This is a genomic window from Dactylosporangium cerinum, from assembly GCF_042653625.1.
Lineage (GTDB): Bacteria > Actinomycetota > Actinomycetes > Mycobacteriales > Micromonosporaceae > Dactylosporangium > Dactylosporangium cerinum.
The window spans coordinates 1-922 of the sequence record NZ_JBHSIU010000156.1; the positions used below are offsets into that span (position 1 = coordinate 1).

The following is a 922-nucleotide window of genomic DNA, read 5'->3' on the forward strand; positions in this document are numbered from 1 at the left end:
CGCAGGTCGGGCAGGTGCCGAGCAGGCGGACGAGCAGGGGTTGCATCCGTTGGAGCGCGCCGTAGAGGGTCACTGCGGCGCTGGAGCTTTTGGGTCCAGGCGTTGCAGGGTGCAGAAGGCGTGTGCGGCCGAGACCAGGGTGGCGTGGTGGTGCCAGCCCTGCCAGGTGCGGCCTTCGTAGTGGTCGAACCCGAGGCCGGTCTTGATCTCGCGGTAGTCATGCTCGATCCGCCAGCGCAGTTTCGCCCACCGGACCAGCCGCCGCTTCGCGGTGCGGGCCGGCAGGTTGGACAGCCAGTACTTGGCCGGTTCTGCGGCACCGGCCGGCCATTCCGCGATCAACCAGGCCTCCGGCAGATCCTGGTCACGGTATCGGCGCAGCATCGTGCGGCCCGCGGGACGAACCCGGGCGAACACGAACCTCGACCGCATCGGCAGCGGCGTCCCGTCGCGGTGACAGGAGCCGTCGCGCCAGGTCACCATCCGGGCCGCGCCGGTACCCATACCGGTCACCAGATCACGCAGGCATGGTGCCGGATCCCGGTACCTCGGCCTGGGATGTATCCCAACCCCTCGATACGGCGGGACGGTCCGCACGGTGTGCTGCGGGTAGGCGCTGATCTGTCCGGTCACCTGGACCACGTAGGACAGCCCCCGTTCGGTGAGGCCCAGGCGAAAATCGCCGGTGTCGCCGTAGCGGCTGTCGGCGACGATCAGTGGCGCGGTCACACCCCAACCCGTCACCTCGTCGATCATGTCCAGTGCCAGCCGCCACTTCGGCCGATGCGTGACGTCCGGGCCGATGCCGGCATGCGCCCGCCGGTCCGCGACGTCCTCGAACGCCCCCGGACAGGCCGGATCCCAGGCTTCCGGGACGAACAGCCGCCAGTCCACCGGACACGACGCGGTATCGGTGACCAGG

At 69.8% G+C, this 922-nt stretch carries 1 protein-coding gene; it reads right to left on the bottom strand.

The features are described from left to right. Positions 1-69: 69 nt before the first annotated feature. A partial coding sequence (locus tag ACFPIJ_RS64490; RefSeq protein WP_380129462.1) for an IS701 family transposase occupies positions 70-922 on the bottom strand: 853 nt, incomplete at its 5' end.